Annotated in this window: 23 protein-coding genes; 8 read left to right on the forward strand and 15 right to left on the reverse strand. The window is 70.0% G+C overall.

The window, feature by feature from the left end:
- Positions 1-240 precede the first annotated feature (240 nt).
- Positions 241-660, forward strand: a complete 420-nt coding sequence (locus IG62_RS0103335) for a hypothetical protein (protein WP_158794965.1) — start codon at positions 241-243, stop codon at positions 658-660.
- Positions 661-926: 266 nt separating this feature from the next.
- On the opposite strand, the gene IG62_RS0103340 is transcribed toward IG62_RS0103335, so the two are convergent.
- Both IG62_RS0103340 and IG62_RS0103345 read right to left on the reverse strand, forming a co-directional pair.
- Positions 927-1,190, reverse strand: a complete 264-nt coding sequence (locus tag IG62_RS0103340) for a GTP-binding protein (protein ID WP_030797333.1) — start codon at positions 1,188-1,190, stop codon at positions 927-929.
- A gap of 75 nt (positions 1,191-1,265) precedes the next feature.
- Positions 1,266-2,189, reverse strand: coding sequence for an alpha/beta fold hydrolase (locus IG62_RS0103345; RefSeq protein ID WP_030797335.1), 924 nt, complete (start codon positions 2,187-2,189; stop codon positions 1,266-1,268).
- Positions 2,190-2,302: 113 nt separating this feature from the next.
- Between IG62_RS0103345 and IG62_RS0103350 the strand changes: the two genes are divergently transcribed.
- The gene (locus IG62_RS0103350) at positions 2,303-2,974 is read left to right on the forward strand and encodes a TetR/AcrR family transcriptional regulator (RefSeq protein ID WP_030797337.1); all 672 of its coding nucleotides are present in this window, start codon (positions 2,303-2,305) and stop codon (positions 2,972-2,974) included.
- Positions 2,975-3,042: 68 nt separating this feature from the next.
- On the opposite strand, the gene IG62_RS0103355 is transcribed toward IG62_RS0103350, so the two are convergent.
- The 4 genes from IG62_RS0103355 to IG62_RS0103370 all read right to left on the reverse strand — a co-directional run bounded on the left by IG62_RS0103355 (position 3,043) and on the right by IG62_RS0103370 (position 7,454).
- On the reverse strand, positions 3,043-3,420 hold the full coding sequence (locus IG62_RS0103355) for a hypothetical protein (RefSeq protein ID WP_234326229.1): 378 nt from the start codon (positions 3,418-3,420) through the stop codon (positions 3,043-3,045).
- Positions 3,417-5,156: a cytochrome c oxidase subunit I gene (ctaD, locus tag IG62_RS0103360; RefSeq protein WP_030797341.1), complete on the reverse strand. Its 1,740-nt coding sequence runs from the start codon at positions 5,154-5,156 to the stop codon at positions 3,417-3,419. The genes IG62_RS0103355 and ctaD overlap by 4 nt, the downstream gene beginning before the upstream one ends.
- Positions 5,157-5,374: 218 nt before the next feature.
- On the reverse strand, positions 5,375-6,364 hold the full coding sequence (locus IG62_RS0103365; protein ID WP_030797344.1) for a BtrH N-terminal domain-containing protein: 990 nt from the start codon (positions 6,362-6,364) through the stop codon (positions 5,375-5,377).
- 187 nt (positions 6,365-6,551) lie between these two features.
- Entirely contained in the window at positions 6,552-7,454 is a 903-nt protein-coding gene (locus IG62_RS0103370) for a GNAT family N-acetyltransferase (RefSeq protein ID WP_030797346.1), read from the reverse strand.
- A 345-nt stretch (positions 7,455-7,799) separates the two neighbouring features.
- Here IG62_RS0103370 and IG62_RS0103380 point away from each other — a divergent pair, with 345 nt between their 5' ends.
- Positions 7,800-8,357 carry a DinB family protein gene (locus tag IG62_RS0103380; RefSeq protein ID WP_030797348.1) on the forward strand — a complete coding sequence of 186 codons (558 nt, stop codon included), beginning with the start codon at positions 7,800-7,802 and terminating at the stop codon, positions 8,355-8,357.
- Between the two features lie 59 nt (positions 8,358-8,416).
- Here the strand turns inward: IG62_RS0103380 and IG62_RS0103385 are convergent, their stop codons facing one another.
- Positions 8,417-9,256: a helix-turn-helix transcriptional regulator gene (locus tag IG62_RS0103385; RefSeq protein WP_037837738.1), complete on the reverse strand. Its 840-nt coding sequence runs from the start codon at positions 9,254-9,256 to the stop codon at positions 8,417-8,419.
- 112 nt (positions 9,257-9,368) lie between these two features.
- Between IG62_RS0103385 and IG62_RS0103390 the strand changes: the two genes are divergently transcribed.
- Entirely contained in the window at positions 9,369-10,082 is a 714-nt protein-coding gene (locus IG62_RS0103390; RefSeq protein ID WP_030797350.1) for an SDR family oxidoreductase, read from the forward strand.
- A 186-nt stretch (positions 10,083-10,268) separates the two neighbouring features.
- Here IG62_RS0103390 and IG62_RS0103395 read toward each other — a convergent pair whose 3' ends face one another.
- Entirely contained in the window at positions 10,269-12,782 is a 2,514-nt protein-coding gene (locus IG62_RS0103395; RefSeq protein WP_158794966.1) for a HEAT repeat domain-containing protein, read from the reverse strand.
- Positions 12,783-13,126: 344 nt separating this feature from the next.
- Between IG62_RS0103395 and IG62_RS0103400 the strand changes: the two genes are divergently transcribed.
- Positions 13,127-13,639, forward strand: a complete 513-nt coding sequence (locus tag IG62_RS0103400) for a GNAT family N-acetyltransferase (RefSeq protein WP_030797353.1) — start codon at positions 13,127-13,129, stop codon at positions 13,637-13,639.
- Between the two features lie 51 nt (positions 13,640-13,690).
- On the opposite strand, the gene IG62_RS0103405 is transcribed toward IG62_RS0103400, so the two are convergent.
- Complete coding sequence (locus tag IG62_RS0103405) at positions 13,691-14,035, reverse strand: ArsR/SmtB family transcription factor (protein ID WP_030797355.1); 345 nt, start codon at positions 14,033-14,035, stop codon at positions 13,691-13,693.
- Positions 14,036-14,173: 138 nt separating this feature from the next.
- On the opposite strand from IG62_RS0103405, the gene IG62_RS0103410 reads away from it, so the two are divergent.
- Positions 14,174-15,151 (forward strand): quinone oxidoreductase family protein, encoded by a 978-nt coding sequence (locus IG62_RS0103410; protein ID WP_030797356.1) that lies wholly within the window; start codon positions 14,174-14,176, stop codon positions 15,149-15,151.
- A 127-nt stretch (positions 15,152-15,278) separates the two neighbouring features.
- Here the strand turns inward: IG62_RS0103410 and IG62_RS0103415 are convergent, their stop codons facing one another.
- On the reverse strand, positions 15,279-15,881 hold the full coding sequence (locus IG62_RS0103415; protein WP_051797506.1) for a hypothetical protein: 603 nt from the start codon (positions 15,879-15,881) through the stop codon (positions 15,279-15,281).
- A gap of 257 nt (positions 15,882-16,138) precedes the next feature.
- Here IG62_RS0103415 and IG62_RS0103420 point away from each other — a divergent pair, with 257 nt between their 5' ends.
- The gene (locus tag IG62_RS0103420) at positions 16,139-16,609 is read left to right on the forward strand and encodes a hypothetical protein (protein WP_158794967.1); all 471 of its coding nucleotides are present in this window, start codon (positions 16,139-16,141) and stop codon (positions 16,607-16,609) included.
- A 73-nt stretch (positions 16,610-16,682) separates the two neighbouring features.
- Here the strand turns inward: IG62_RS0103420 and IG62_RS0103425 are convergent, their stop codons facing one another.
- From IG62_RS0103425 to IG62_RS41315, 5 genes are all read right to left on the reverse strand, one after another.
- The gene (locus IG62_RS0103425) at positions 16,683-17,072 is read right to left on the reverse strand and encodes an STAS domain-containing protein (RefSeq protein ID WP_030797359.1); all 390 of its coding nucleotides are present in this window, start codon (positions 17,070-17,072) and stop codon (positions 16,683-16,685) included.
- A 166-nt stretch (positions 17,073-17,238) separates the two neighbouring features.
- On the reverse strand, positions 17,239-17,802 hold the full coding sequence (locus IG62_RS0103430) for a ferritin-like domain-containing protein (protein ID WP_030797360.1): 564 nt from the start codon (positions 17,800-17,802) through the stop codon (positions 17,239-17,241).
- 382 nt (positions 17,803-18,184) lie between these two features.
- Positions 18,185-18,943, reverse strand: a complete 759-nt coding sequence (locus IG62_RS0103435; protein WP_030797362.1) for a DUF2182 domain-containing protein — start codon at positions 18,941-18,943, stop codon at positions 18,185-18,187.
- Positions 18,940-19,554: a DUF1326 domain-containing protein gene (locus tag IG62_RS0103440; RefSeq protein ID WP_030797365.1), complete on the reverse strand. Its 615-nt coding sequence runs from the start codon at positions 19,552-19,554 to the stop codon at positions 18,940-18,942. Before IG62_RS0103440 ends, IG62_RS0103435 begins: the two co-directional genes overlap by 4 nt.
- Before the next feature lie 326 nt (positions 19,555-19,880).
- Entirely contained in the window at positions 19,881-20,120 is a 240-nt protein-coding gene (locus IG62_RS41315) for a hypothetical protein (RefSeq protein ID WP_037837705.1), read from the reverse strand.
- A 200-nt stretch (positions 20,121-20,320) separates the two neighbouring features.
- Here IG62_RS41315 and IG62_RS41320 point away from each other — a divergent pair, with 200 nt between their 5' ends.
- A complete protein-coding gene (locus tag IG62_RS41320; RefSeq protein WP_037837706.1) occupies positions 20,321-22,798 on the forward strand; it encodes a WD40 repeat domain-containing protein in 2,478 nt (825 codons plus the stop codon).
- Positions 22,799-22,851: the final 53 nt, after the last annotated feature.

Consider the following 22,851-nt stretch of genomic DNA (forward strand, 5'->3'; position numbering starts at 1 on the left):
CATCCGACATCGGGCATCCACACTGCCCTCTCCCTGAAGTCCCAGGTGTGGCCCTCCTCAGACACCGCTACCTGACGACCCGGCGGACCGGTCTCCACCCGGCCGGCCCACAGCGGGCCATGATCCGCGCAGGTCAGCGCCCACCCGGCCACGCCGCGGAGCGCCCCGCGAGCGAGGGGTCCGTCCGGCCCCGGTATCGATCTCGCCCGCTCAGCCGCGGGCTGGATGGAGTATCCCTGCGTGATCTTCAGGAGACGTGGTCGTTACCGCGACGAACCCGACACAAGATCGGGACGAGCATCAGGAGGAAACAGCACCGTGAGAAAAATCGGTCGGATCGTTTCGGTGGCTCTTGGCGCGGGTGCGCTGGTGTTGTCGGCAGTCGGCGCGGCGAGTGCTGAAGGCGGGCGGTCAGGTTACGACCCGTTCGGGCTGGGTCATCGCCAGTGCGGCGCCCCGTCGTTCAGTCTGCTCTTCCCGAGCCGCAACGACTGCCGCACGTTCCTTTTCATCGACAACGAAAGGTTCACCGACGCCCACAAGCGCTACTCCCGCTTCGACTTCCACCAGCGCCTCGACAACAGCACCATCGACGGCGACTTGATCAATGACCTGGGCGGCCGCGGAAGAGGCGGCCGCGGTGGCGGCGGCGGCCGTTAGGTCCTGCCCGACGGTCCACGGCCGGGCCGTGTGAGGCTCCGTCCCGGATGGCGCAGGGGTGAGCGTCGAAAGAATCACCACAGGGTGATCGACGGTCCTCCCTTCCTGAAGCGGACGCCACCCGGGACCGGAGCCTGGCCGGGGGCCCCTCAGCCACACCGGCGAGGACATCGACACCTGCCTCGTCGTGGCGCGCGAAACGGTGCGCCGGACGGACGGGTACCGCCCGTCCGGCGCACCGTCCACGGACACGGACATGCGCGCCCCTACGCCGTCCGGGCAACGCTCCGGGCGTCACTGCCGTGCTCGTGCCCACAGGCGTCGTCGACGCCGTACGTCTCCCAGGACGGGAACGGGTCGCACAGCCGGGTGGCGGAGTCGCCGTCCTTGAGGAGGCAGGCGGTGAGCCGTTCGGCCAGAGCCTCTTTGCGCAGGCCGGTGCCGATGAAGACCAGCTCCTGCGCCTGCTGTTCCCCGCCGCGGACACCGGCCGGCTCGAAGCGTGCGACGACGCCTGCCTGGGACCCCATGAAAACGATTGTCGTGTGCAAAGGCGCGGCCCGTTCCGTTGGCCTCGAAGGAGTGCGCCGGGCGGCGGCCGCCGGTTACCTGCCCTCGTCCCGGTCGTTCCGCGGTTGCCTGTCGGCGGCACGGTTGGCGAGCGCGCGCAGTTCGTCGGCGTAGGTGGCCCAGACATCGCGGGCGAGGAAGTGGCCGACTCCGGGCAGGGTGCGCAGGCGGGCTCCGGGGATCGCGGCGGCGATGTCGCGTGCGGCCGCCACGCGCAGGAGCGGGTCACTCTCGCCGTGCAGGACGAGGGTCGGCGCGGCGACCTGGGCGAGCCGGCCACCCTGCCACTTCGCGCCGATCTGGCGGCTCTGCGCCACCTGGTCGCGGAAGCTGGCGACCTGGTGCGCCGCCTCCTTGTCCACGAACTCGCGCACATCCCGCTCGTCGATGTGCCGGTCGGTCGCGGCCAGGATGCGGGCGATGGCCACGGCCAGGTCCAGGTTGCCCTGAGGGGTCTGGGGGTGGTGGAGCCGGGCGAAGCGGGGCAGGCATGCCAGGCGCAGGTACCGCAGGACGCTCAGGCCCTTCGCGTCGCTGGGGACCGCCGAGGAGGTGGCCAGGCCGAGTACCCGCTTCGGGTGGCGGATCGCGGTGCGCTGGGCGACGAGCCCGCCCATCGAGTGGCCGAAGAGGTGTGCGCCTTCCCAGCCGAGGGCGTCGAGGACGGCGACCGCGTCGTCGGTGAGGTCCTCGGCGCTGTAGGCCGGAGCTTTGCGATGCAGCAGGGCCTTGACCGGCGGGCCGACGCGCCGGTTGGGCAGGTGACTGGATTCGCCCGCGTCGCGCTGGTCGTAGGCCACAACGTGGAAACCACGGCCGACCAGTTCGGCCACCAAGCCGTCCGGCCACCAGAACCGTGAGGCTCCCAGGCCCATGACCAGCAGCAGCGGATCTCCGCCCGCGCCGCCCAGGTCTTCGAACGCGATCCGGATCTCGTCGTTGCGCGCGAAGCGCGGCATGGCGTCCCTCCCTTTCACGAAACCGTTCCACCCATTCGCATACAGTGTTCGCGAACCATGTATGCGAACACCGTATGCGATAGGTAGGCTGGTGGGCAACGCGGGAGGTGGCAGTGGCAGAACAGCAGGAGCCGGTGATCTGGATGCGGCCGGAGCAAGCGCCGGTCGGGCGCCGGGCCGAGCGCAGCCGCGCCGAGATCACCGCCGCCGCGGTGGAACTGGCCGACCGGGAGGGCCTGGAGGCCGTCTCCATGCGCCGCGTCGCATCGATCCTGGGGACTGGCGCTGCCTCGCTCTACCGCTATGTGGCCACCCGCGACGAGCTGCTCGACCTGATGACCGACAGCACGGCGAGCGAATACCACCTTCCCGCTCCCAGCGGCGACTGGCAGGCCGACCTGCTCACCCTCGCCCGTCAGGCCCGGCAGATCATGCGCCGCCACCCGTGGCTACCCACCATGGTGATGGGCCGTCCCACACTCGGCCCCCACGGGATCGACCTACTGGAGCACGTGCTCGACGTGCTCGCCGACCATCCGGCCGACCCCGCCTGCAAACTTGAGGCGTTCGCCCTCATCAGCGGCTTGACCGCGCTCTTCGTCCAGAACGAAAGGGCGGCCACGGACACCAGCGCCACGCGCCGGTCCGCCTACCTGCGCCACGTTGCCGCCGCAGGAAGCCACCCCCGCATCACCGCCTTGCTCGCCGCTTGCACGTCCGACGGCAACCCCGGCGATCGGTTCGACGTCGTGGTCGTCCGCGCCCTGACCGGCGTACTGGGCTGACTCCACCCCAGTCGGCCACACGCCTCGGCGGCGCGATTCAGGCAGCGGCAGACAACCCACGGCCGTGGTCAGCTGTCCAGCAGACGAGCCGCCGCACCGGCCGCGGTGGAACAGAGGAACAGCAGACAAGCACAGGCGGCATGCCGCCTGAGCAAGGCGCGGCGCAACTCGGCGTAGCGGGCCTCGTATTCGCCGCGCAGGCGCTTGGCCCGGTCAGCGGTGGCCTGGAGCGCCTGGCGTGTCAGACCGAGGCGCTGCTCGGTGTAGTGGCGGGCGAGGTCTTCGGCCTGCCCCGCCGTGAGCCAGGTCAGGCGCGCGCACAGAGCTGCGGCCTCGCGCCGTGCCTGCTCACGTTCCGCTTGCGCAAGCAGATAGCCCTCGACCTCGTTGGCGAGTGCGGCGCTCTGCCGGTCCAGCGGTGTCCCTTGACGGCTCGGGGAGGTCACGGCCGGTCGCCTTCATGTCCGGGCGCTTCCACCGCGTCCCGCTTGCCGAGGTACGCCGCGTGGTCCTGTTCGGCGATCTCGGGGTGGTGCAGGTCGAACGCCGGGGATTCGCTGCGGATCCGCGGGAGGGTGAGGAAGTTGTGCCGCGGCGGCGGGCAGGAGGTCGCCCATTCCAGCGAACGGCCGTAGCCCCACGGGTCGTCGACGCCCACCGGCGTGCCGTACTTCGCGGTCTTCCAGACGTTGTAGAGGAACGGCAGCATCGACAGGCCCAGCAGGAACGAACTGATCGTCGAGACCGTGTTCAGGGCGGTGAAGCCATCCGCCGCCAGATAGTCCGCGTAACGACGCGGCATGCCCTCGGCACCGAGCCAGTGCTGGACGAGGAAGGTGCCGTGGAAGCCGATGAACAACGTCCAGAACGTGATCTTGCCCAGGCGCTCGTCGAGCATCTTGCCGGTGAACTTCGGCCACCAGAAGTGGAAGCCGGAGAACATCGCGAAGACGACCGTTCCGAAGACGACGTAGTGGAAGTGGGCCACCACGAAGTACGAGTCGGACACATGGAAGTCCATCGGCGGGGAGGCCAGGATGACGCCGGTCAGACCGCCGAAGAGAAACGTGACGAGAAAGCCGATCGCCCAGAGCATCGGTGTCTCGAAGGACAGTGAGCCCTTCCACATCGTGCCGATCCAGTTGAAGAACTTCACACCGGTCGGCACGGCGATCAGGAACGTCATGAAGGAGAAAAACGGCAACAGCACGCCACCGGTGACGTACATGTGGTGCGCCCACACCGTGGCCGACAGGCCGGCGATCGAGATGGTCGCGGCGACCAGTCCGATGTAGCCGAAGATCGGCTTTCGGGCGAACACCGGGATGACCTCGGTGACGATGCCGAAGAACGGCAGGGCGATGATGTACACCTCCGGGTGTCCGAAGAACCAGAAGAGGTGCTGCCACAGCAGCGAGCCGCCGTTGGCCGGGTCGTAGACGTGGGCGCCGAATTTGCGGTCCGCCTCCAGGGCCAGCAGCGCGGCGGCCAGGACCGGGAAGGCCAGCAGGACCAGCACACCGGTCAGCAGCACGTTCCAGGTGAAGATCGGCATCCGGAACATGGTCAGGCCCGGGGCCCGCATGCAGATGATCGTGGTGATGAAGTTAACCGCACCCAGGATGGTGCCGAAGCCGGAGAAGGCCAGGCCCATGATCCACATGTCGCCGCCGACCCCCGGGGTATGGGTCGCGTCGGACAACGGTGTGTAGGCGAACCAGCCGAAGTCGGCCGCGCCCTGTGGGGTGAGGAAGCTGCCGACCGCGATCGTTGAGCCGAACAGGTAGAGCCAGTAGGCGAACATGTTCAGCCGTGGGAACGCCACGTCGGGCGCGCCGATCTGCAGCGGCATGATCCAGTTGGTGAAACCGGCGAACAGCGGCGTCGCGAACATCAGCAGCATCACCGTGCCGTGCATGGTGAATGCCTGGTTGAACTGCTCGCTCGACACGATCTGCAGGCCCGGCCGGGCCAGCTCGGCGCGCATCACCAGCGCCATCAGCCCGCCGATGAGGAAAAACGCAAATGACGTCGCCAGGTAGAGGGTGCCGATGGTCTTGTGGTCGGTGGTCGTCAGCCACCTGACCACGACGTTGCCCGGCTCTTTGCCCTTGAGCGGAATTTCGTTTTCGTACGAGTCCTCGGCTGCCGCGGCACCGTGGGGTTCGTTGAGGATGCTCACTGGTGGGTCTCTCCCGATGCTCGCGGTTGGCTCGCCAGTCAGTCGCCATCCTGGCCGCGCCAGGAGCCGGACGGCCGTCTTCAGCGGTCGAAACGCCGCCAATGGGATGCGGTCATGCCCTGACTGGAGTAGTCAGGGCATGACCGTCGCGCATCGAGGCGGTGCCGGTGGTGAAGGCGGCGCGGACCGCGGCCCGGTAGGTGCGCACGCTCGATGCCTCACGCCTCCAGTCGGCTCAGCGCTTGCATGGCCTCGCGTTCCATGCGCGAAAGATCGCCCAGGATCGTGCCGGCTTGCAGGAGGAACGCTGTCTCACCCGATGCGCCAGCCCTGGTGATCAGGCCCGCCACCTCCGTCCACAGGGTGGCCGCCTCGGTGTACAGCCCCAGGCCGGTGCGCAGATGGCTGCTGCCGTGCAGTTCGGTGCACTCGGTGAGGAAGTCGCGGTAGAGGTTGCGGAACAGGGCGCCGCCGGTGCCGGCCTTCTCCATCAAGAGCGCGGCCTGCGGGAGGTCGCGCTGCGGGTCGTCGGTCCGCTGGAGCCATGTGCGTACCAGCTTGCCGGCCTTCTCGATGCCCCGGTGGCCGAGATTGGCGATGGGCGGGTTGAGGAAGGCGTCGGCGCAGGCGGTGATGGCGGGAATGATCCGGCTCTGTGGGGAGGGCAGGTCCCTTGGAGCGGTGAGGGTGAAGGAGCGGTGCTTGGCGGTCATCGGGCCCCGCGCAGCCCTGGCCCGGGCGAGACTGGTCAGGCTGGTGGATACCGCTCCGCCTTGCTGGTCGGTGTCCACCAGATAGGCAGCGTGCTCGTCATAGCCGTACATGGCGACGACATGGCCACCGAAGTGCACCTTCGAGGCGAAGTGGTCCAGGTGGTAGCAGTCGAGCTGCAGCCCGACGGGGTGGCCGGCGTCGATGGGGGCGGCCACGTTCTCCCAAGCCCTGCGGGGCGAGGTGGTCTCCTGGACCTGGAGTTGCAGCCCGAGTCCGGCGGCCAGGGTTCTGGTGAGGTCGAAGGGTTTGACCCGTCCCCCGAGGAAGGGAAAGCCCATGTTCTTGCTGTCCCAGTAGAGGAAGGACAGACCGGAGCCGAGACCGAAGAGCATGGGCTCGGACAGATCGAGTCCTTGGTGCCGTAGCAGTACCCCCAGAGCCGTCGTCTCACAGTGCTGCCCGCCACGGGCATCGAGGTCTCTTACCGTGCTCATGCCATGCCTCTCTCCACCACAGCAGCGGCTCCCCCGCTACTACTTCGGCTGGATTTCCAGGGCCGCTCCACGGAGGAACGGCCCGGAACCCATGCTCGCAGCGGCCACCGACGCATCGCTTTCAGATCGGTCGGCGCCACCCCCGTGATGCGCGATGGCCCGCTTCGTTCGGTTCGGTCCGGCCCGGTCAGACGAAGTCGATGCGTTCCTCGCTGATCGGGTAGCCGACCCTCGCGAAATGTGCCGCCATCGGAAGGTTCGACCGGTCGGTGGCGGCTGCGATGCGCGTCGCGCCCCGCGCCACCAGGTCGTGTGTGCACTCGATCAGCAGGTCATGCGCATAGCCGTTGCCGCGCTGCTCAGGCACGACGCCGATGAAGCCGATGCAGGGGCCCGAGGGATTGTGGGCGGGGACATGCAGGCCCGCCAGTTCGCCGGCCGGGGTGTAGGCCAACCGCCACCAGTCGCGCGGGGAGGGCATCCAGTTGAGGATTTTCAAGAACTCCTCGACGGCGCCGTCCCTGCCGTACGTGGCGATGTCATTGACGTCATGGGCGTCCAGCGAACCCTCCTGGATCCGGCGCACCACGCCCCGCAGGACGTCGTCGTCCGGCTCCGGCCGGTACACCAGGCGCCCGGTGCGCTCGGGCAGCGCACAGTCAGAGGTCCAGCTGTAGCGGTAGCGCTCGACCAGCTTCCGCAGGCCGGCCGCCTCCGCAGCGGCCGTTCGGGCCTCCGCTGCCGCCCGCACATCCGGCTTCTCGCGCCAATCGGGCGGCAGCAGCAGGCTGTACTCGGCGTGAAGCGGTGCGGTGCGCAGCAGTTGGACAGCGGCCTCGGCATCGGTGAAGTCGAACCAATCGAGGGCGAGGGGCTTTTCGTCCCCTGGCTTGGCCCACCAGGCCGCGCGGGCAACCACGACGCCGTCGCGCAGGGCGACCCAGGTCCATTCGGGCCGGTACTCGCCGCCGTCGGCAATCATGCCGTAGGCGTCGCCGAGGACGGCGCGGCCTACGAGGCCCGGGTCGGGCAGCGAGGCGAACAGGGGGGTCTCGCCCGCGGCGAGCGGACGAATGACCAGTTCAGTCATGGAGAAACAGTCCTTCGGGAGAGTGACGCGCTCCCGAATCAGACCAGCAACGCCCGGTGGACGGGGCGGGAGCGCACGGTTGTCGCGATCAGCATCGCTCTCGCCTCCTTCCTCGTGATCATGGGCGTGCGCTCAGCCTAGGCGAGGTCACTCCCAGACGTCCATCGATTTTCCATCTACCTTTCGGCACCGCGTAGTTGGGGCGGGGGCGGGCCTCGGGGGCCGCGGCACGCATTGCCACGCTCGATCGGTTGTCCTTGCGAGCGATGGAGGACAGAGACTGACCTATATGGGCTTTAGCGTGGTCCTGACCGACGGAACGGGAACACCCGAAAGGCAGAGACCATGAGCGACAACGAACGGGCCATCCGTGACCAGGCAGAGCGTCCGGCCGTCAGCGGCGAGCGCGCAGAATGGCTTGAGGCACTGGCCAAGCACCGGGGCTTCCTCCGCCTTACCACGCGCGACCTCACCGACGAGCAGGCCAGACTGCGGACCACCGCCAGCGAACTGTGCCTGGGCGGACTGATCAAACACGTCACCGCGGTCGAGAAGCTCTGGGTGGGCTTCATCCTGAACGGTCCCTCCGCGATGCCGGACTTCACCGCGATGACCGAGGCCGACTGGGCCACTTATGCAGACGGCTTCCGGCTGCTGCCCGGTGAGACGCTGGCCGGTGTGCTGGACGACTACGCGGAGGCGGCCCGCCGGACCGATGACGTGGTGGCCACCCTGCCCGACCTGGGGGCCGCCTGGCCACTGCCGAAGGCCCCGTGGTTCGAGGCCGACGCCCAGTGGTCGGCCCGCCGGGTACTGACGCACATCATCGCCGAGACCGCTCAGCACGCCGGCCACGCCGACATCATCCGCGAATCCATGGATGGCGCCAAGAGCATGGGCTAGCAGAGCGGGCGGGAACGGAGCATCATGCGGGCCCATGACGGAGACCCTCATGCCTTGACTCAGCAGCGCTGGTCACGGGCTCCCACCTGCTCGCTGGTCATGGCCAGCAGGAGCAGCGCATCGTGTTCGGCGGTGCCGGGCGCGGCCTGGTAGACGAGCATGCGCTGGCCGTCGCCGGCGATGCCGAGTATCTCGTTGGCCAAGGTGAGCGGGCCGATGACCGGATGCCGGAACGCGGTCTGGCCGCCGCGCTTGACCCGGACGTCGTGCCGGCGCCACAGCGCGGCGAACTCGCTGCTGGCCGCGGACATTTCGGTGATCAGGGCGGCGGTGCGCTCGGGTGCGGTCACCTCGGCGGTGTGCAGGTGCGCCACGCAGTTGCCGGCCACTCGGTCCCAGTCGGCGAAGACCGTCCGCGCGGCAGGGTGCAGAAAGGTGTACCGGATCGTGTTGCGCTGGGCGGAAGGCCAGTCGTCGAGTCCTGGCATCAGGGCCAGGCCCTCCGGGTTGGCGGCCAACACGTCGTTGACGTCGTTGAGTACGTATGCCGGTCCGGGCCGGAGCGATTCCAGCAGCAGTCGCAGACCGGGGCGTACGGGCTGCGGGTCGACGGGCCGGCACCGCGGCGTGCGCCCGGCGGCGCGGTCGGCCAGGGCGAGCAGGTGAGCGTGCTCGTCGTCGGTGAGCCGCAGGGCGCGGGCCAGTGCGTTCAGCACCGGGTCGCTGGGCGCGGTCTCCCGGCCCTGCTCGATGCGGGTGTAGTAGTCCATGCTGACCCCGGCGAGCGCGGCCAGCTCCTCACGGCGTAGGCCGGGGGCCCGCCGGATGCCCGGACCGATGGGCAGGCCGACTTCGGCCGGGCCGATCCGCCCGCGCCGGATCCGAAGGAACTCAGCCATCGCGTTCACGCCGTCGAGTGTGCCATCGGGTGGTCCGTTCCTGGGTGGCCGTATCGCACCCAGGAACCACACGGCCTTCCCAGCCCGGCAGCGGACGGCGGAACCTCGGCTCATGACTGACGCACTCATCATCGGAGGCGGCTCCGGCATGGGCCTGGCCCTGGCCCGGACCCTGCTGGCCGAGGGCATGGACGTAACGATCGTCGGCCGGTCCGCAGACCGGCTCGACGCGGCCCGGGCGGAGCTGGAGCGAACCGCGCGGGGAAAGGTCGGCACGGTACGGGCGGACATCGGGCGCGAAGAGGAGGTGGCCGAACTGTTCGCCGGGGTGGGGCGGGTGGAGCATGTGGCGGTCACCGCGATGGACGCGAGTGGGGCCTACGGCCGGACCGCCGAGGTCACCTCGGCCACCGCGAGGGCCGTTGTGGACACCAAGCTGCTCGGGGCGTGGCTCGTGGGCAAATACGCGTCAGGGCGGGTGACCGGCTCGATCACGTACACCTCGGGCATCAACGCCTACCGGCCGAACGGTTCCAACACGATCGTGGCCGCTGCCAACGGCGCGCTCGCCTCGCTGACGTACGGGCTGGCGATCGAACTGGCCCCGGTGCGGGTGAACGTCATTTCACCGGGCTGGGTGGACACTCCCATCTGGGACCAACTCGGCATGGACAAGCAAGCGGCGTTCGCCGAACTGGCCGGGCGGCTCCCGGTCCGGCGTATCGGCACCCCCGACGACATCGCCCAGGCATTCGTCTCGGTGATGCGCAATGGATTCGTCACCGGGACGGTCCTGCATGTCGATGGCGGCCACCGCCTCATGTGAACGTGCACCGGCGCCGCCGCCCGTCTCGCGGCCGGCGCCGCGTCATGTCTGTGAAGGGGAGCGTCCCTGGGGAGGTGCGCTCGGCGCACCGCATACGAGCGAGTTGGCCCAGGGCCGCCACCACTCCGTGTTCTGGAACGCCCTCGGGTGACCCACGGAGACGTGCCGTGAGCGATGAGCCGAGCATCATGCGCGGGCGAGGAGGGTGGTGGCCCGGGCGCAAAACCTTTCATCCGCCGCGGTGTTGTGGCGGAAGCGCGTACGGGTGGGCCGGCCCGGGTTGTCCAGGCGACGTGGGTCGGCCAGCTCCTCGCGTAGGAGGGCGGCCAGTCCGGGCGGGAGTGGCGCGGCCGGGTCCTCGCGGTGGAGTCCGGCGGCGATGACGGAGCGGACCGAGCGATCGGCCTGCCATGCCGCGAGCAGCGCGGCATCCGCGGCGGTCCGGTCCGCGGCAGTCCGGTCCGCCGCGTTGCCCGTGCCCGCGGTGATCGCTCGGAGGGCCAGCGCCGCGCGGGCGGCGGTGAGCGTGCTGGTATGCGGCGTGTCGAGGCAGGCCCGGACGGCGGGCGCGAGGGGGGTCGCCGCGGGGCCCATCACCGCAACCAGCTCCAGCGCCTCGTGGCCGGCGTGCCAGTCGTTGGTGTTCTCGACGATGTTCTCGACGGTGGCGGTGAGCACCGGCAGTATCTCCGCCGTGCCCTGTCCGGCGTGCCACAGCGCCCGGGCGGCACCGATCCGGGCGTACGGGGAGGGGTCGGCAAGGAGGCGGCACAGCACCGCCGCGTGGTCGGCGGCGTCGGGACCGATGCCGTCCGGTGACGCGAGCAGGAGGATTCCGGCTCGGTGCAGTCCGGTCCCCCGCTTCTCCGCCTGCTCGGCCAGTGCGTCGAGAAAGGGTGCGATCACGCCGGCGGATTCGTCAAAGCCTGTCGACCGCAGCGCGGACAGCAGGCGGGCGGCCTCGTCCAGAGCGCTGTCGTCCCCCGGTTCCTCCCTCGTTCGCTCGGCGATTTGCTGCAGGCGGGCCCCCAACTCCGGCAGCATTCCGGCTGCGTGCGTGCCGAGGTCCCGGCACCAGCCGGGCAGCCCCTCAGGGAGTGCCCTGCCGTACAGCAACTCCCCGAGCAGCCGGGCGCCCCGCTCGTCCCCGGCGGCCACCAGGAGCTGGAGGCACTCACCGCCGGCGTCCCCCTCCCAACCGTGGCCGGTGCGGTAGCCGGAAGCGTCGGCGATGCGATGGGCGGCGTCCAGGATGTCGTCGGTCAACGGCAGGCAGCAGCAGCGCAGTTCCTCGGCCGCGGCGGCAGCGGTGGCGTCGCTGACGGGTGTGTCCGAGCCGGAGGTGGCGGTACTGACGGGTGCGTCCGACCCGGAGGTGGCCACCGTCCCGGCGTCCTCGGGCGTGCCGTCCTCGGTTTGCGCCTCCATGGTCTCGGCGTACGCCGCGAGCACGCCACCGAGGAGTGCCGCCGCCTCCGCCGCCTCCTGCTTGGGCACCCGCCAGCCGCCGTAGAGCTCCCTCACCCGGTCGAGAACGTCGCTGCGGACGCAGGGCGTGGTACGCCGCAGATCGTGCAGCACGAGCCGGTGGCGGTCGTGCAGCCGACTGCCGAGCGCTCCGTGGAGGTCGTGTACGGCGTCCACCAGCCGTGCCTCGATGTCCTCGGGGTAGGCCTGCGTGCGCAGGTCGCGCAGGTAGGAGAGCATCGTGCCGGAGTCCGGGCCGCTCTCCGGGGGCGGCGCCGACCGGCCGCTCGCCCGGTCGAGGGCCGCGATGGCCCGGTCGGCGACGTCGGGCGGCAGCGCGTCGGGGGCGTGCGCCGCGAGGGCGGTGAGCGCGGTGAGGACGGTGGACGGGTCTTCCGTGAGGGCGGATGCTTTCGCGAGGTCCGATGCCTTCGCAAGGTCCGACGCCTCCGCGAAGGCTGGCAGCTCCCCGGCGCGGTCCGCTCCGGAGTGCGGGCCGGTCGTGGCGTCGTCCGGCTGCGGCCCGGTGGCGAGGCGGCGCAGCAGGTCGACCGCCGCCTGGACGTGCTTGGTTCGCGCGCCGGCCCCGGCTCCGCGGCCGGCTTCGCGGTCGGCTTCGCGGTCGGCGAGCCGGCCGAGCAGGTCGGCCACGTCCTCGACGAGCGACTGCCGGGTGGCCGGGTCGGGCTCAGCGCGCAGACATCCCGTCAGTTCGGGCAGCAACGCCTCGGGCTCATCGGCGCACCGCACGAGGAACGTGGCCGCCGCCGCCCGTACGCCCGGGTCGGCGTCCGTGAGCAGCCGCACCATCGATGGCACCGCGGCGGCCAGCGCCCGCCCGGCGAGCAGTCCGTGGGCGCACGCGTACTCCTCCCACCACTCGTCCGGCTCCCACCCGGCGGCAGCCGCCTCGGCGAGCGCCGCCTCCGGGTCGGGCATGGAGGCTCCGGCCTCCTCGGCGGCAAGGTGCGCGGTGGCGCCGATGCTGGTCAGCAGGCCGATGACGGGTCCCCGGTCGGGCGCGTCCGGGTCCTGGGCGAGGGCCAGGAGGTGGGGTATGCACGCGAGCGTCGAGTCGTACACGTCCCCCTGGTGGTGCACGCCCCCATACAGCGCGTCCAGTGCGCGCTCCCGGGTCACGGCGTCGTCGGACCGCAGGTCGCGCAGAAGGCCGGGGACGTCCTCGGCGGTTCCGTACGCGTGCGTCAGCTCGGCCCAGTCCACGTGGTTCATGTCGCAGAAAGCTAACAGCGCGACGAGGCCGTGGGCCTCCCGGGCCCGGGGAACGAGAGACGCGCTACCCATCACTGACGCGGTGCCTGTTGGCCGGGGGATGTCGGCGAGCGGATCCCGGCGTGGTTCCCACGCCGGGATTCTGAGCCCGCCTGATCGACGGGAAAATGCTTTGCCCTCGCTTGAGTGATGCGGTTACCGTCACGCGGCGCAGGAAGCGCGTGATCACGGGACAAGGGAGGTTGATGAATATGGCCGCCGACGGCTCTCTTCAGCATGCCCTTCTCCGGCCCACCGCGTGAGCAGAGCGCGGTCCGGGTCGTTCCCACGACCAGGAGTGACACGTGAATTCCGCCCTCGCATCACCCCACGCTGAGCTGACCACCGACCGCCTCGTTCTCCGGCCCTGGACCGCGGCCGAGGCCGTCGCAGCCCTCGACGGCACCAGGTCGCCCCATTGGGCCGACGACTTCCCCGCCGAAGGCGACCGAGTCATCGCGGGCCTCCTCGACCAGCACCCCGACTGGCTCGGCGAACACAGCCACCGCCTGATCATCGAGCGTGCCGGCGGCCTGGTGGTGGGCTCCATCGGCCTGTTCTGGCCGCCCAACGAGGGGGTCCTCGAAATCGGCTACGGCATCGTGGCCTCCCGTCGCGGCCGGGGCTACGCCCCCGAGGCCACGCGTGCCCTCGCCGCCTTCGCACTCACCGCGCCCGGCGTCCATACCGTGGTCGCCACCGTGGAGTTGTCGAACCCGGCCTCCGCCCGCGTACTGGAAAAGGCCGGCTTCCAGCGCTGGTCGACTGAGGAGAACGTGGCCCGCTTCAGGGTCACGAAGCCGCATTCTCACGAGTGATGACCCCGTGGGTCGGCGGCCTGCCGCCGACCCACCCGGTCGCTGAGCGCTTCAGTCGAGGTCGTCGGCGCGGAGGATCAGATCGAGCAGCCCGGGGAACCGTGCGTCGAACTCCTCCCGGCGCAGTCGGTTGACCCGCTTGGGCCCCTCGTCGCGCTGTTCGACCAGTCCGGCGCCGCGCAGGACCGAGAAGTGATGACTGAGTGCGGCTTTGCCGACCGGTACGTCGAAGCTGCCGCAGCTGCGGGTCCAGTCGGCGGAGCCGGCCAGCTCGCGGATCAGCGTCAGACGCACGGAGTCGGCGAGCGCGGACAACGCGGTCAGGAGGGACACGTCCTCGGGATCGGTGTGCACCGGCGCCGCGCGGTGACTGCCGCCCTCCGTCTGGTTCGCCATGTCCCTCTCCTCACCGTGCGCGTCGCGTCGTCGCCGGACACCTGTGTGGCCCGGCCGCTTGCCGAGTGTTCGATGAGCATCGTACAGTGCGAGTGTTCGCTTTCCATTGAACACTCTGTCGAAGGATGCGTCCCACCCATGCGTGCAATCGAGTTCCAGAAGTACGGCGGCCCCGAGGTTCTCAAGGTCGTGCAGGCCGAACCGCCCTCGCCGGGGCCGGGTCAAGTCACCATCGATGCCGCCTATGTGGGCGTGAACTTCGCGGACCTCAAGGCACGCGCCGAGGGGTACCGGGTGGACTCGCTGCCCTTCCGGCCAGGCCTGGAGGTCTCCGGACGGATCCGGGCCGTCGGCCATGGCGTCGAGGGGTTGCGTCCGGGGCAGGAGGCCGTCGCACTCGTCAACAGCGGCGCCTACGCGGAGGTGGTGGTCGCCGACACCACCACTGTCTTCCCGCTTCCCGAGGGCCTGGACCTACGGACCGCCGCCGCGCTGCCCACCGTATTGCCGACAGCGCATGCCCTGCTCCACGAGGTGGGGCGCCTGCGCGCCGGAGAGAGCGTGCTGGTGCACGGCGCGGCAGGAGGTATCGGCACCGTGGCCGGACAGCTGGCCCGGGCGGCCGGCGCGGGTGCCGTGTACGGCGTGGTCTCCTCCACGGCCAAGGCCGGGCACGCCCTCCAGCACGGCTACGACGAGGTGTTCACCGCCGACACCTTCTCCGACGACATCCGCCGCGTCACCCAGGGCAAGGGCGTCGACCTGGTACTCGACCCGGTGGGCGGCGATACCCTCCGCCGCGGCCTCGACGCGCTGGCCGTCTTCGGCCGCCTGGTCTCCTTCGGCAACGCCGGCGGGGCCGAGCCGTGGCAGGTCGGTCAGCCCGAGCTCTACGCGCAAGGCCGTTCCGTCGCCGGCTTCTCCATCCTGGCGCTCGCGCAGTCGGCGCCCGAGGCGCTGCGCTCGCTGACCGAGCGGGCCTTCCGCACCGTCATCGACGGCACCGTGGCGCTCCCGATCACCGCGGAGTTCCCCCTGTCGCACGCGGCCGAGGCCCACCGGCTGATGGGCGGGCGCACCTCGACGGGCAAGCTGCTGCTGCGCACCACCGACTGAGCGCAGCGCGGCCGAACGCCAACGCCGTGCTCGTGGTCCGGCCCGAAGCCGTCGTCGGGCCGGCGTCGGGCTGTCATCGCCGCGCTCGCACCCGTTCTGGACGCGACACCCTCCGCATGCACCATCCCTACAGCGGCACCTGCCCCTCCGGGTCCTGCGACAGGAACTCCGCGACCAGGTCCGCCGGGTTGGCGGCCCTGGTCAGGGTGAACATCTCGTCCGGCTGGAACATGTCGTAGAGGATCACCGGCACCGGCCGTCCCAGTCGTGCGGTGATCCCACCGCCGCTGTGCAGCTGCCGCGCCACGTCGACGCAGAGTTCGTGGAACCCTTCGTCGAGGCGCTCGTCCCGCGCATCCCGCTCCGGGTCGGTGAGTTCGTCGCCGTCCTCGTACCACAGGCCCTGCGCCATCGACTCCCGCCGGTGCAACTCGGCGCCGAGCGGGTCGTGTTGGCGATGGTGGCCGCAGATACGTATGCCCTCCAGTCCGGACGAGGGGAAGTAGGCGTAGTTCCAACGGGCCTCCCAGGGCTCCGGCGGGCTCGGCGTCGCCAGCAGTCGGTTCACCTCCGCGTCGGTGTTGTAGCCGATCGCCAGGTACGGGAAGCGCGGGTCCTGGTCGACGCTGTCGATCCGGAACGTGACGGCATAGATCCCGGAGGCCGGTTCCTCGCGGAACGCCGCCAAGGCACCCACCGCCATCTGCGTCATGTGCGCCCGGAACGTCATCAGCTGCGCTCCTCGGGGACGAAGACGGAGGGACGAGCTGAGGGGAAGTGGTGGAGGGAAGGGCGGAGGGAAAAGCCGGGTCGAAAAGCCATGTCGCTCACGCTAGCGTTCGTTGGAGGGCGTGGGATACGCCACCGGCCAGGGCAGACAGCCGTCCTGCTGGCGGCCGCCCGGTGACAACGGAGCGACCCGACCGCGGACGTCCGGCAGCCCGAGCCGAACTCGTCACTGCTGCTGCGCCCCGGTACCTTTCCCACGTGAGCAAGACAAGCGAATCCCCTGCGGGCCCGTACGACGACCGGCCGACGGGCCCTCCCGCGGTCCCCGCGGACGCGCCCCACACCACCGCTGAAGCAGCCGCCGGCCGGCCGCGGAAACTCCCCATATCGCCGGTGAAGAAGCCCAGTTGGGATGCCTGGGCCGCCGGCAAGTCGGCAGGGATGATCCTGCTGATGCTTCCGGTACTGGCCGTGGTGGCCTTCGTCGCGCAGATCCTTGAGGCGCTGTATTACGCGGCGGTGTGCGTCTTCTACGTGGTGACCAGCCCGTACTGGATCACTCGGACCGTCTGGCGGGCCCTCCGCCCGGTGCGGACGGCCGAGCACGCGGCCCGCCGGATCGAGGCGCGGCAGGCCATCAGCTCTACGTCGAAGGGCTGCGGCTGTGTGCTGGCCGGCCTGGCGATTCCCGCGGTGATCATCGTCGTGGTGGCGCTCGCCAACTACTGAGCAGCAACTACTGACCAGCCCCGGCCGGGCCGGACGCGCCTTTTCCGTGCCTCGGGAACCCTGGCGGGTGCGCTCAGGAGGGCGGGGGCGGCTCCGGCAGGGACGCGGCGGCGAGTTCGAACAGTGCTTCCTCCGGAGTGTCCCGGACCGGTGTGGTGAAGCTGATCCCCGTCAGGTCGAGCAGTCGCCGGACGGTCGGTGACACGGCGGCCAGGTACACACTCCCACCGACCTGCCGGGTGTCGTTGTGCGCCCTGATGATGACGTTCAGCCCCGAGGAATCCATGAACGGAACCTCCCGCAGGTCGAGCACGAGATACCGCCGGCCGTGCGCGAGCTGATTGGCGAGCTGGTGGTGCAGGGCGATACCGGTGTCGGTGTCGAGCTCACCGCGCACCGCGACCATCGCGGTCCGCTCGTCGATGACGGTGACTTCCACGCTCAACAGATCGGAATCAGGCATGTGTGGGGCTCCCTCACTGTGGTCGACAATGCGCTGTGTCCTCGTGCGTGCGCTGTGTCCTCGTGCATGCGCTGTGGCCTCGTGCATGCACTGTGGCCTCGTGCATGCACTGTGGCCTCGCGCATGCGCTGCGTCCTCGCTCGGCGAGCGGACACCGAACACCCGGTCAGGCCCGGTCGGACTGCTGGTCCGTGGTGTGCCGGGGGATCCGCTCCAGCAGGCCGCGCAGGTCGTCGGCGTGTTCCTCCTCCTGCGCGAGGAGTTCCTCGAAGACCCTGCGGGTCGTCGGATCGCCGTCGCCCAGCCACTGTGTGATCTCCGTGTAGGAGGCCACGGCCACGCGTTCGGCAACCAAGTCCTCCTTGATCATCTCGATCAGGTCGGTACTGGCGTCGTACCCGGCGTGCGCACGCTTCGTCAGGGTGTCGGGATCGAAGTCCGGTTCACCACCGAGCTGGACGATGCGCTGGGCCAGTTTGTCGGCGTGCTGCTGTTCCTCCGCGGCGTGTTCCAGAAACTCGGCCGCGACGGGTTCCGAATACAGCCCGGACGCCGTGTAGTAATGCCGCTTGTACCTGAGCGTGCAGACGATCTCCGTGGCCAGGGCCTCGTTGAGCACCTGGAGAACCCGCTCCAGGTCCGCGCCGTAGGCATCGGTGATCGGGCCCTTCTCGATCTCCAAGCGCGCTCGCTCGCGGATGGTTTCGATGTCCGTGAGGAATTCAGCCATGACCTGCTCCGGTCCACCTCTCCGTCCGAACCCGTCAGTCGTGCTCCCGGGGGAATGCCCCTCACCCTGCTGGGAGATTCAGGCACTGCGCTACCGCGAACCGGAAGAACGGATGTCGGATGTTGTGCTTGATCTGTGCCGATGCATCGCCTGCCCCGATGACCAGGGGCTATTCCTGGTTCTTCGAACGGGCCACGCGTCATCGGCCGGGAACGGGAAACGCCTCACCGGTCGGCCGCCGGACGACTTCCGGGCAGTAGCGGAAAGGGAGTTGGGGATGAGCGGAACGGGAGGTGGAGGTGAGGTGACTGCCTGGCGGGCCACCGCGGCCGGGCTTGCGGTGTCCAGGAGGGTACGAGCCCCCGGCCGGGGCGGCCCGTCCTCACATCCCTGTCATACCGCCGCCGATCAGGCCCGGGGCCAGCGCCGGAACCCAGACCACGGCGACGGCCAGTGCGAGCGAGGCGATCCCCACGGCACGGGCCACCAGGCGGCCGGCCGGAACGAGCTTCTCGGCGGTGATCACGGTGGCCAGGACCACCATGGCCCACAGGTTCATCAGACCGAACGCCGCCAGCAGCACCATCAGCGACCAGCAGCAGCCCAGGCAGAAGGCTCCGTGATGGGCTCCGGCACGCAGATCGCGCGAGCGCCCCGGGTACGAGGCGTAGCGCAGCATCAGTCCGAGCGGTGAGCGGCACTTCGCCAGGCAGCGGTCTTTGAGGGGCGTCAGCTGGTAGACGCCGCTGACCGCGAACACGGCCGCGGCTGCTGCGGTCCCCACCCCGACGGGGAGGCTCGCGGCCCGGCCCAGACCGACCGCCAGCGCGTAGGCCGGCAGTCCGGCCGCGGCCCAGACGAGCAGGTAGGCGACCGTGAAGACGACCATGCGCGGCGCCCGGTGCACGGTGAGGGTACGTGCGTACAACGCGGCCACCGGCGTCGTGGCGGGCAACATCATCGCGGCCATCATCAGCGTCCACACGGCCAGGAAAGCGGGGAGGCCCAGTCCCATGGTGCCGGGCATCGCCGGCCTGCCGTCCCAGTGCGTCACCACCCAGACCCAAGCGGCGGCCGCCGCGACCAGCAGCAGCCCGGAGGCGCCCGCCGTGCGGCGGGCGGTAACCGGTCTGCCGTTCACGCCGCCCACGTGAAGGGCGCGTAGTGTCCGTTGCCGCCGGTGAAGTCCCAGGACCGGCCGTACACGCCCGCGCCCGTCGCCCGGGTGGAGCGGGCGATCGTCAGCGTGCTGTTCGCCGGATGGAACATGCCGGTCAGGCCCATCACCGGACCGTCCTCGCCGAACTGCGGGGCGACCTGGTCCTCGATCTCGATGTCGATCGCGTCGCCCACCCGTGCGGCGTGGCGGCGGCCGTCGTCGCGGTAGTCGATGGGAACGCGCTGTACGCCGAGGAGTCCGCCGATGAGCGGAGTGAGCACCGCCATCGGCCCACCTGCCTTGCCGGAGAAGACCTTGCCCAGTGCCTCCGCCTGACCGTCGTCGGCCGAAGCGTCGATGTACAGCGCCACCTGCCAGCCACCCTCGGCCATCACCCGGGGCCCGTCGACGAAGACGGCGACGCTGCGGTCGGACACGTCCACGCCGTCCACGTTCCCGCTGTCCACATGGAACGCGAAGGTCACCTGGCAGCGCTCGTGGTCGGCCGGAGCCGTGAGGCCCGAGGTGGTGCAGGGGCACACCACGTCGCAGTTGCAGCTCTCCAGGTACGTGCCGGTCAGATTCCAGGACATGGCTCTCCTCCCTGTTTTCGCGTCCCCGCCGCGAAGGGAATGCATCGGGCTGTGCGCCCCGTCCCGGTGTAGCTGTCTTCCATGCTATTCCCGACGGTCCTCCGTCGCGCAGATCCACTGCCGGGCGCTCACCGGCGGAGGTAAGCACCGACTCAGGTGATCACTGACTCAGGTAATCACCGATTCACGTGATCACCGCACTCGCGAGGCCACGCCGCCGCTCGTATCAGCGAGGTTCCTCCACCGCCCTGCTGATCCCGTGGGGCTGCTCCTCGACGGACGAGGAGCAGACCCACGTCGCTCGCTCTCGCGCGCTGGACGCGTTGTCACCGGATGAGGGAGCGGAGCACCGGGACGCTGGCGCCGGCCGCCGCCATCCCGGCGACGACTGCTGCCGAGACCGGCGTCCCGGCGAGAGCCGTCAGACAACCGACGACGATCCCGATGACGACGGAGGCCAGCAGCACGACGGTGGTGTGCATGGACAGGAACGGCGCCTCCGGCCCGGACTCGGCCCGGTCGGTGGAAGGCGCAGGGACGGATGGAGAGGGGTTCGAGTTCGACATGCCACAACTCTGGCCCCGAGCAGCGCCATGACCTGCATGGATCGAACGAACCCGCAGAGCGCTGATCAGCTCGGTACAACCGTTCAGCGAGGGCCGTGTTCAGTCGAACACTTTCGCGTTCGGGCTTGTTCAGGAAAGTTCACACCCGTTCGTCGGGCGAGCCCTAACCTGCTGTTCCGGGACGCAACGGGGAGAAGAATGTGGTCGACCAGCAGGTGGCAGAAGGCAGCTACGAAGAGGCACTCGCGGACTTGGGGACGCGTCTGACACGGCTGAAAGCGCAGCGCGGCCGACCCCCGCTGCGCAAGATCGAAGCGCGTGCGAAGAAGTTGTTCGGCGAGGCGGCCTCGTTGCCGCTCGGGACCCAGAGCGCCGCTTTCAACGGCAAGCCCGTCAGGATCGACACCCTCATGCTCATCGTGCGAACCCTGCTGTCCTGGGACGAGTACGGTGAGGAATGCGCCCCGCCCGACCGCAGAGCCCCGGAGCTGGACGAATGGCGGACGCGATGGACAGCTGCGACCGCGCTGCAATCGAGGCGCCGAAGTACCGCCCTCCTCACGCCGATCCCGTCCGAACGGCCGGACCACGACGCCGTCATGGATCGGGAACGCCCTGAAGGGGACTCGACGACTGCGCCACCCCTGCGCCTGCGCGACAAGTACGGCCTGCCCCTTGTCGACGGCAGCCGCGCTGTCTACTGCCTGGCTTTCTCCCCGGACGGGCGCTGCTTGGCGGCCGGCGGCGCGGACGGGACGATTCAGCTCTGGGACACCGCCACCACGCGCGGCGGAGGCGACGCGAAGCCGCTCGGCGCCCCGCTCACCGGACACGCGGGGCCGGTCTACGGGGTGCACTTCTCGCAGGACGGGCGGTACATGGCAACGTGTGGCGCTGACGGCTCGGTGCGCCTGTGGGACACCTACTCGCGCGAGCCGGTCGGCGACCCCCTGGCGGGCCACGACGGTCCCGTCCACGCCGTCAGGTTCCGGGGCAACGGAAGCCAGGTGGTCGCGGCCGGCGCCGACGGCACCGTCCGGCAGTGGCTCACGTACTCGCTCAAGCCGTACGGCCCACCACTCGACGGGCAAGGCACCCCGATCATCGCCCTGGCAACGCCCGGCTCCGGTCTCGCGGCCGGTGACGCCAACGGCCTGGTGAAGTGCTGGAGCCAGGACTCGGATGAGCCCACACGATTCCTGGCGGGCTGCGGCCCGGTGTTCGCGATGGCCGACCAGGCGTTCACCCTCGCCGTAGGGCACGCAAGCGGCGCGGTGTACGTGAGGGACATCAGACAGGACGACGCCGCCAAGGTGCTGACCTTGAGTCCTCCCGGCAGCGCCGTGTACGCAGTGGCGATGCTTCCCGGGAGCTCGCGTCCGGTGGCGGCAGGGAGCCATGACGGCACGCTACGGGTGTGGGCCCAGGAGGGCGATACGGGGCCGTTCGTCGCGGAACTTCACGAGGGACCGATCTTCGCGGTCGCCTTCTCACCTGACGGCACGTTCATCGCCACCGCCGGCGCCGACGGAGACGTCCAGCTGAGGAACTTCACCGTGGAACTCCTCGGTAAGGCCCCGCACGGCCGGCGGGCTTTCGCCCTCCCGACAGCCGCCCGCCCCACGATCCCCCGCACCCCCACCCCTGCCGGAGGCGACCACCCGCAGCTGCAGGAACCGCTCGCCACGAGCGCGGTGCACCACGCCCTGCGGCACGGCCACCACCTCGCACTACCTCCGCTTCGCTGCGCGCACAGCGTCCGAGCGGTGGTGTTCTCGCCGGACGGCCGTCTCCTGGCCACCGGAGCCGAGGACGGATCGGTGCAACTGTGGGACCCCCTCACCCGCGAGCCCATCGGTACCCGGCTGACCCAACGCGGCGGAATGGCCCGGTCGTTGGTCTTCTCGCCGGACAGCCGCTGGTTGGCCGCCGTTCACACCGGCCGGCCCGTCCAGCTATGGGATACCGCGGCCCATGAACTCGTCGGTGAGCTGCCTGCCCCCACCGGCTCGATCAGGGCAGCGGCGTTCTCCCACGACGGCAAGGTGCTGGCGACGGGCGGCACCGACAGCGCGGTACGCCTGTGGGATCCCGCCACGCAGGAGGCCGTCCGGGAACCGCATATCGGCCACGGAAGCCCGATCGAGTCGTTGGCGATCTCTCCGGGTGGGCTCCTCGTTGCCGTCGAGCGCGGCAACAGGGCGTGGATGTGGGACATGGCCGCATGGGAACTGACCCCGGCCGACAACAGCCTCCAGCCGTTGCTCAGCGCCGGGCCCTCCGTCACGGCCATGGCCCTCTCGCCGGACGGCAGGGTCCTCGCACTGGGTGGCTTGATGGAGGGAGTGCGGCTCTGCAACCTTCAGACCCGCCACCGCACCTGGACGATGATCCACGGCAGCCGTGTACCGAAGATCCTCGCACCGAAGGCACTCGCTTTCTCACCGGATCAGACATGGCTGGCCGTCGGAGGCGAGGAGCGCTCCGTGTGGTTGCTGCGGACGGACGGGGGCGACGGGGTCGGCGCGGAGCTCACGGGCCACTGCGACACCGTGCGCGCCGTCGCGTTCTCACCGGACAGCTCACTGGTCGCCACCGCTTCCGACGATCGACGGGTACGGCTGTGGACAGTCCCTCACCACCGGAAGCCCGAACCGGAAGCGCTGCAGACGTCTTGAGTGCCTGACGCGACAGTGACCGGGTATCCGACGTGTACGGCGGGCGAAGGCCT

Origin of the sequence: Streptomyces sp. NRRL S-337 (genome assembly GCF_000720175.1) — a bacterium.
In the GTDB taxonomy this organism is placed as follows: domain Bacteria; phylum Actinomycetota; class Actinomycetes; order Streptomycetales; family Streptomycetaceae; genus Streptomyces; species Streptomyces siderophoricus.

Coding starts and splice junctions, on each gene's coding strand:
- IG62_RS0103370 (WP_030797346.1), bottom strand. CDS start 7,454: ATGACTGAACTGGTCATTCGTCCGCTCGCCGCGGGCGAGACCCCCCTG.
- IG62_RS0103340 (WP_030797333.1), bottom strand. CDS start 1,190: ATGGGGTCCCAGGCAGGCGTCGTCGCACGCTTCGAGCCGGCCGGTGTC.
- IG62_RS0103365 (WP_030797344.1), bottom strand. CDS start 6,364: ATGAGCACGGTAAGAGACCTCGATGCCCGTGGCGGGCAGCACTGTGAG.
- IG62_RS0103425 (WP_030797359.1), bottom strand. CDS start 17,072: ATGCCTGATTCCGATCTGTTGAGCGTGGAAGTCACCGTCATCGACGAG.
- IG62_RS41315 (WP_037837705.1), bottom strand. CDS start 20,120: ATGTCGAACTCGAACCCCTCTCCATCCGTCCCTGCGCCTTCCACCGAC.
- IG62_RS0103345 (WP_030797335.1), bottom strand. CDS start 2,189: ATGCCGCGCTTCGCGCGCAACGACGAGATCCGGATCGCGTTCGAAGAC.
- IG62_RS0103395 (WP_158794966.1), bottom strand. CDS start 12,782: ATGAACCACGTGGACTGGGCCGAGCTGACGCACGCGTACGGAACCGCC.
- IG62_RS0103390 (WP_030797350.1), top strand. CDS start 9,369: ATGACTGACGCACTCATCATCGGAGGCGGCTCCGGCATGGGCCTGGCC.
- IG62_RS0103380 (WP_030797348.1), top strand. CDS start 7,800: ATGAGCGACAACGAACGGGCCATCCGTGACCAGGCAGAGCGTCCGGCC.
- IG62_RS0103440 (WP_030797365.1), bottom strand. CDS start 19,554: ATGTCCTGGAATCTGACCGGCACGTACCTGGAGAGCTGCAACTGCGAC.
- IG62_RS0103405 (WP_030797355.1), bottom strand. CDS start 14,035: ATGGCGAACCAGACGGAGGGCGGCAGTCACCGCGCGGCGCCGGTGCAC.
- IG62_RS0103385 (WP_037837738.1), bottom strand. CDS start 9,256: ATGGCTGAGTTCCTTCGGATCCGGCGCGGGCGGATCGGCCCGGCCGAA.
- IG62_RS0103415 (WP_051797506.1), bottom strand. CDS start 15,881: ATGACGTTCCGGGCGCACATGACGCAGATGGCGGTGGGTGCCTTGGCG.
- IG62_RS0103410 (WP_030797356.1), top strand. CDS start 14,174: ATGCGTGCAATCGAGTTCCAGAAGTACGGCGGCCCCGAGGTTCTCAAG.
- IG62_RS0103430 (WP_030797360.1), bottom strand. CDS start 17,802: ATGGCTGAATTCCTCACGGACATCGAAACCATCCGCGAGCGAGCGCGC.